Genomic DNA, 6,981 nt, shown 5'->3' with positions numbered 1-6,981 from the left:
AAACCGGGCGTCAGGAGGCTGGGAGCGGGGAAGCAGCGACTGTGACTGTAATGGGTCTCCTGACGATGTTCGCGGCATACACGGTTCCTCACGGTCGTCGCGTGGCGGCTGTGCCGGGAACGCGGGTGACTCATCGTGACCGTCCGGCGAGCGTTGATTGGACTGCCTAGAGGTTGGTAGAAAGGGTTTGTGGTTGTCAACGATGGATTGGGTTGGGTAGATAGGCTGCAAACAAAGGTGATCCTGGATTTCCGGCACCGGGCAGGGCCGTGGATCGTTCGCAGTCCCAAGGGTGCTCGTCCTGGCACTTATCCTTGAAAGGGCATGGAGCCCATTGGGAGGACGGTCATGCGTTGTCTGTCGGGTTGAAGCTGATCCTTCCGTGCCACTGGCAACAAGGAAACAGGGGGAGGGGATTGGAACTTGGATTCAGGGGGGGGCGGCGGGGAGCGTCCGGGATCATGCCGCAACGATGGGGTGGCTTGGGTTGTGGACTCGCGGAGGTTGTCGGTCCGGTTCGTTGCCTCTTCATCCACACCCTGGGGACGAATCGTTTAGGGAGGATTCGACTCGGGCGTGACCGTTGAGGAGGGGGGTGCTAGGGTCGCCAGCCATGGACGACACGTCGCCGCAGACTTCTCCAACCGGTTCGGCGCCTTCCCGGGCGGAAGGGGGAACCGGGCCGCTGAATTCGGCAGCGGCAGGGGGAGGGCCGGGAGGGCCGGGGGGGATGGGGTCTGCCGCCGGGGTTCCCCCTCCGTTGCCGCCGGTGGCCCCTCCTTCGCCTCCGCCGCCGCCGAGGGGCCCGGCTCTATCGGGCACGGTGCCTTGCGGCCCGGCGCCGGGCCGGGTTGACGGTCCGCCGGCGCCGAAGCGGTCCGGGATCTCGGGATGGTGGTGGGTGGTGGGCGTGCTGGTGGTGCTGGGGATCGGCGGGGTGCTGGTGGTCGGCTACGTTTCCGACCAGGTCCGGACGATGCGGGTCAGTGCGATGGGAGGATTTGGCGGGTCGAGCCGGACGGACGAGTTGCGGGAGGTGGTGCTGCGGCCGGCGGGGACGCGGAACAAGATCGTGGTGATGGACCTGACGGGCATCATCTCCGGCGATCCATGGGATTACATGGGGAACACGCTGGTGACCCACGTGGAGCGGCAACTCGAACGGGCGGCGCAGGATCCGCATGTGAAGGCGGTGGTGGTGCGGGTGGATTCGCCGGGGGGCGAGGTGCTGGCCTCGGACGAGATCTACCAGCGTTTGCAGGCCTTCCAGGAAAGGCACGACAAGCCGATGGTGGCGTCGATGGGGAGGTTGGCGGCGTCGGGTGGGTATTACGTCGCGGCTCCCTGCCAGTGGATTGTGGCGCACGAGTTGACGATCACCGGGAGCATCGGGGTGATCATGCAGGGCTACAACTGGCGCGGATTGATGGACAAGGTCGGGGTGAGCCCGCAGGTGTTCAAGAGCGGGGATTTGAAGGACATGCTGAGTCCGAGCAAGCGCGAGGAGGAGATCACCTCGGAGGAGCGGCGGATCGTCCAGGATCTGGTCAACGAGACGTTCGAGCGGTTCAAGTCGGTGGTCGAGGAGGGACGCGGGCTGGCGCGGGCGCGGAACGAGGACAATTCCGGCGAGGAGCGGGACCGTGGACGTGCGTTGGCGCGGAGTTGGGAGGATTACGCGGACGGACGGCTGTTGTCGGGGAAGGAGGCGTGGACGCTGGGGATGGTGGATGAACTGGGGAACTTCGACACGGCGGTGGAAAGGGCCCGGAGGCTGGCGGGGATCCAGGATGCGCGGCTGGTGCAGTATCTGAGGCCGATGGGATTTGGGTCGTTGTTCCGTCTGTTCGGGCAGGGGGAGGAGGCCCGGGTGACGGTGGACCTGGGGATCGCCATGCCCAATCTGCGGGCGGGTCTCTACTTCCTGGCGCCGGAACTGGTCCGCTGAGAAAGGCCCTCCCCGCTGGGATGCGGGAGGGAAGCCGGCGGGGAAGAGAGCGACGTCGAGACTCTCTGCGAGTCTTTCGGTGAGAAGCAGGACGAGGCGGGAAGGAGGCGTTGGCGTGACGTCGTTACCGGACCGTGAATTTTTCATTTCGGTCAACTCGCCGCTTGACGGTGCGGGTTGTTTTTGGTGATTTGCGCACGCAGCACGGGCAGGGAGGTCTTGCGCTCGATTTTTGTGGTGAGTTGCCGGGGAACCCTGAAGCGGACGGAAGAGCCGCTGATCCCGTGTGGCCCATGGTGCCCTTCAATTCCGCGAAACACGGGTGGTCCGATTCGGTCCGGGTCTGGAGAGATTCCTTCACGCAGCGGGTCCCTTGGAGGAAGGGTTGTGACCTGTCGGGCGGAGGGCACTTCGGGACAGTGGAACGGCGCCCTTGGGTCCCTGCTTCGAATCGGACGTTGAGTGTCCTTCGACTCTTCCTGGTTCTCCTCTTTGGGGGCGTTGGCATCGGCGTCGCCCAAGTCCCGGCGCTGATCCACTACCAGGGGCGGGTTCTGGTGGATGGCGTGGGGTTCAACGGGACGGGCCACTTCAAGTTCAGTCTGGTGAACGCCACGGGCACGGCGGTGTTTTGGCGCAACGCTCCGGACACCACGGGCGACGGGGAACCGGATGCCGCCGTGTCGGTTCCGGTGGCGCAGGGGCTGTACTCGATCCTGCTGGGCGATGTCTCGCTTCCCAACATGGCCGCTCTGCCGGTCGGGGCCTTCGCGGGCGGCGACGTGTATCTCCGGGTCTGGTTCCATGACGGATCATCGGGTTTTGAACGGTTGTCTCCGGATCAACGGGTGGCCGCGGTGGGGTACGCCCTGATCGCCTCCACCGTCCAGGACGGTGCCATCGGGGCGGCGCAACTGGCGCCGCAGGCGGTGACGGGTGCGGGGTTGGCGGATGGGAGCGTGGGGACGGCGAAGCTTGTGGATGGCGCGGTGACGGGTGCGAAGCTGGCGGATGGATCTGTGGGAGCAGGGAAGTTGGCCGCGGGTTCGGTGGGGAGTGGGCAACTGGCGCCGCAGGCGGTGACGGGTGCGGGGTTGGCGGATGGGAGTGTGGGGACGGCGAAGCTTGTGGATGGGGCGGTGACGGGTGCGAAGTTGGCGGATGGGAGTGTGGGGACGCCGAAGCTCATGGATGGCGCGGTGACCGGTGCGAAGCTGGCGGACGGATCTGTGGTGGCGGGGAAGTTGGCGGCGAGTTCGGTGGGGAGTGCGCAACTGGCGCCGCAGGCGGTGACGGGTGCGGGGTTGGCGGACGGGAGCGTGGGGACGGCGAAGCTCGCGGATGGGGCGGTGACGGGTGTGAAGCTGGCGGACGGATCTGTGGGGGCAGGGAAGTTGGCGGCGGGTTCGGTGGGGAGTGCGCAACTGGCGCCGCAGGCGGTGACGGGTGCGGGGTTGGCGGACGGGAGCGTGGGGACGGCGAAGCTCGCGGATGGGGCGGTGACGGGTGCGAAGCTGGCGGATGGATCTGTGGGAGCAGGGAAGTTGGCCGCGGGTTCGGTGGGGAGTGCGCAACTGGCGCCGCAGGCGGTGACGGGTGCGGGGTTGGCGGATGGGAGCGTTGGGACGGCGAAGCTCATGGATGGGGCGGTGACCGGTTCGAAGCTGGCGGACGGATCTGTGGGAGCAGGGAAGTTGGCGGCGGGTTCGGTGGGAAGTGCGCAACTGGCGCCACAGGCGGTGACGGGTACGGGGTTGGCGGAAGGGAGTGTGGGGACGGCGAAGCTCGTGGATGGGGCGGTGACCGGTGCGAAGCTGGCGGATGGAGCGGTGACCGCGGGCCGGATTGCGGGCGTATTGGAGCCGGGCCAGTTGCCCGGCAACGTGGCGTACACGGACACGGATCTGGCGGCGGCGAGCAATGCGCTGCGCGTGCGGTTCAGTCTGGACCTGGCGGTTCTTCTGGAGCGCATCGAGACCTTGGAGGCGGGCGGAGGGGGAGGCGGTTCCGGTCCTTCGGGTTCATTGCCGAAGGGGATGGTGCTGGCGTCGGCAGTTCAGGGAGATCCATCGATGGTCGCGGACGGATACCGGATGTTTTCCACGCTGAGTCCTGGCGAATGGCGCTCCGGTGCCACGGAGGGAGCGCCGGCGCCGCGGACGGGGGCGGCGGGCGTTTGGACCGGGACGGAGTTTCTTGTGTGGGGCGGCGAGGTAGGGGCCGATGTCTTTTCCGGTTCGGGTGCGGCGTATCGGCCGGCATCGGATGGGTGGGTGGGATTGCCTGCGATTCAGGCGCCGACGGGGCGAACCGGGCATTCGGGGGTATGGAGCGGGCAGGATTTCATTGTCTGGGGCGGGTTCTCGGCGGCCGGCTATCTCAGTAGTGGCGGTCGCTTTCGACCGGCGACGCAGACCTGGTCACCGCTGGCGAGTGCGGGAGCCCTGGAGGGGCGGGACGGTCATGTGGCGGTGTGGACCGGGGCTGGGATGTTGATTTGGGGTGGGCGCAACAGCACGGGGCCACTGGCATCGGGCGCCGTCTATGATCCGGTTCTGAATGCATGGTCACCTCTGGGGCTGCCTGGGGCACCGGTGGGACGGTCGGGGGCGACGGTGGTTTGGACGGGCCAGCGGGCGTTGATCTGGGGAGGGCAGGGGATGTCAGGGGTGCTGGGGAATGGCGCTCAACTGGTTTTCGACGATTTCGGCGGGCCGTTCGAGTGGCGGGCCATCAGCACGGTGGGTGCGCCCGGGGCCCGGCGCGGGCATACGGCGGTCTGGACGGGGACCCGGATGGTGATCTGGGGCGGGCGCGATGCCGGGGGCAATCCGCTGGGGGACGGTGCGATGTACGACCCGCTGCTGGACGTTTGGAGTGCCGTGCCGACCGAGGGGGCGCCGACGGCGCGGACGGGACACGCCGCGGTGTGGACCGGGGAGGAGATGGTGGTGTGGGGTGGCGAGGCGGGGGGCGGTGCGCTGGCCACGGGTGCGGCCTGGGACCCGATCACGGGCCAGTGGCGGCCGCTGACGGGCGAGGGCGGGCCGGTGGCCCGGGCGGAGATGGTGGCGGGGTGGAACGGGGTTGAGTTGCTGGTATTCGGCGGGCGGGCCGAAGGCCAGAGGCTGGGCGCGATGCAGCGCCTGGATCCCCGCCCGACCTGGTATTTGTATCGCAAGCCGTGAAGGAGGATTGAAGCGTGAGGCCCGAGATGAAGGTTTCGATTCGATGGCTGACGGGCGCGGTGGCGGGAGGGGTTTGTCTCCTCGCGCCCGTGGCATCCGGGCAATGGCTGACGCAGAGCGTCACGCTTCAGCCCGGCTGGAACGCGGTGTACCTGCATGTGGATGCCTCCCATGTTCCGATCGATGACTTCATGGCGGGGATACCGGGGCATCCCATCGAGGAGGTTTGGCGATGGAACCCGCTGGCACCGACGGCACAATTCACAGCCAGCCCATCGGTGCCTTCGGAGAGCGGCACGCCCTGGAGCAGTTGGGTGCGGGGCCTGGGCGCCTCGTCTTCGCTGACCCGCCTGACCGGCAACGGGGCGTATCTTGTCCGCGTCGAGGCCGGGTCGCCCGCCTACACCTGGTCGGTGTTGGGTCGTCCGGTGCCTCCCTTGGATTCATGGACCACGACGGGTCTGAACTTCATTGGGTTTCCCACGCCGCCGGCCGGTCCGCCGACGTTCGAGACCTTTCTGGCGCCTGCCCCGGTCCTGTGGAACAGCGCGGAGATTTTCCGGTATCCGGGCGGCCCGCTGGGTCCCTCGAATCCCTCCCAGGTGCTGAGTCTGACGGGGACGCCGGTGCGTCGTGGGGAGGCCTTCTGGATCCGGGCGGGGGAGCACTACAACCGCTATTTCGGGCCGATCCAGATCGAGTTGCAGAGTCCGGCTGGCGTTCACTTCGGCGAGGCGACCGGACAGCAGCGGGTTCGATTGCGGAATCTGACCCGGAACGTGCTGACGGTCACCCTGTCGTCTGTGTCCTCGGAGGCGCCTCCGTCGGGTGAGGCGCCGGTGGTGGCGTTTCCGCCGCTGCTGCTGCGCGGGCCGTTGAGCACGATCGATCTGACCTTTGGCTACACCAACCTGACCGGGCCCCAGACCTGGGTGCTGCAACCGGCGGGACAACTGGGTTCGGAGGAGGAACTGATTCTGGGATTGGACCGTGCGGAAATGGCAGGGGCGCCTGGCGACCTCTATGCGGGCGTGCTGCGGTTCACGGATTCGCTGGGATTGAGCCAGGTCGATGTTCCGGTCTCGGCCGTGACCGCTTCGCGGGGCGGGTTGTGGGTGGGGGCGGCGGCGGTGACCCAGGTGCGGCATTACCTGCGGACCTACGAGAAGGACGACGGAGGGGATCTGCGGTTGGATGAGGACGGCAAGTACGTGGTGGCGGCGGTGAAGGAGGATTTGGGATCGGTACCCAGGCCGTATCCGTTGCGGCTGATTGTCCACCTGGATCCGGCGGATGGCAGCGCCCGACTGCTGCAGCGGGTTTACCTGGGCATGAAGACGGACGGAACGGTGGGGATCACCACGCGGGAGTCGCTGCTGGATCCCCGGCACCTGTCGAGTGCCCGCCGGATCAGTGCGGTGCATCTGCCCTGGTCCGCTTCGAACCTGCCCTGGGTTTTTGGCGGGGCCCTGGCGGCGGGCACCAACCTGACAGTGACGATCCCCCTCGATTACGCCGATCCGGCCTCGAATCCGTTTGTGCATGGGTACCATCCGGACCACGACAACCTCAATGCGACCTTTGATGCCACAGTCGCGCGGGGGGAGGAATCGTACACGGTGAACCGGCGGATCGAACTGGCGTTGTCCGAATCGGCCGACGACTTTACCAGCCGCACCCGCGGGCACTCGACGATCGAGGGCGAGTACGTCGAGACGATCACCCTGTTGGGTGTGACGAAGCCGGGCCGAAGCGCGCCGGAGTCGCGACAGTTCGAGGTTCGCGGCCTTTTCAGTCTGAACCGGATTTCCGACCCGGTGCCCCTGACCACCGATTGAACCCATC

Annotated in this window: 3 protein-coding genes; all 3 read left to right on the top strand. The window is 67.3% G+C overall.

The genetic code is table 11. The features are described from left to right. Positions 1–823 precede the first annotated feature (823 nt). The 3 genes from sppA (at position 824) to KF833_11220 (ending at position 6,974) form a co-directional block, all read left to right on the top strand. On the top strand, positions 824–1,948 hold the full coding sequence (gene sppA, locus KF833_11230; protein ID MBX3745869.1) for a signal peptide peptidase SppA: 1,125 nt from the start codon (positions 824–826) through the stop codon (positions 1,946–1,948). A 458-nt stretch (positions 1,949–2,406) separates the two neighbouring features. Further along, positions 2,407–5,136 (top strand): hypothetical protein, encoded by a 2,730-nt coding sequence (locus KF833_11225; protein ID MBX3745868.1) that lies wholly within the window; start codon positions 2,407–2,409, stop codon positions 5,134–5,136. Between the two features lie 26 nt (positions 5,137–5,162). Continuing rightward, positions 5,163–6,974, top strand: a complete 1,812-nt coding sequence (locus KF833_11220) for a hypothetical protein (GenBank protein ID MBX3745867.1) — start codon at positions 5,163–5,165, stop codon at positions 6,972–6,974. The last annotated feature ends 7 nt before the right edge of the window (positions 6,975–6,981 follow it).

This window comes from Verrucomicrobiia bacterium (assembly GCA_019634625.1).
Classification (GTDB): Bacteria; Verrucomicrobiota; Verrucomicrobiia; order Limisphaerales; family CAIMTB01; genus CAIMTB01.
The sequence above is the reverse complement of the archived record's forward strand: the minus strand, read 5'-3'. Positions and strand labels throughout refer to the sequence as shown.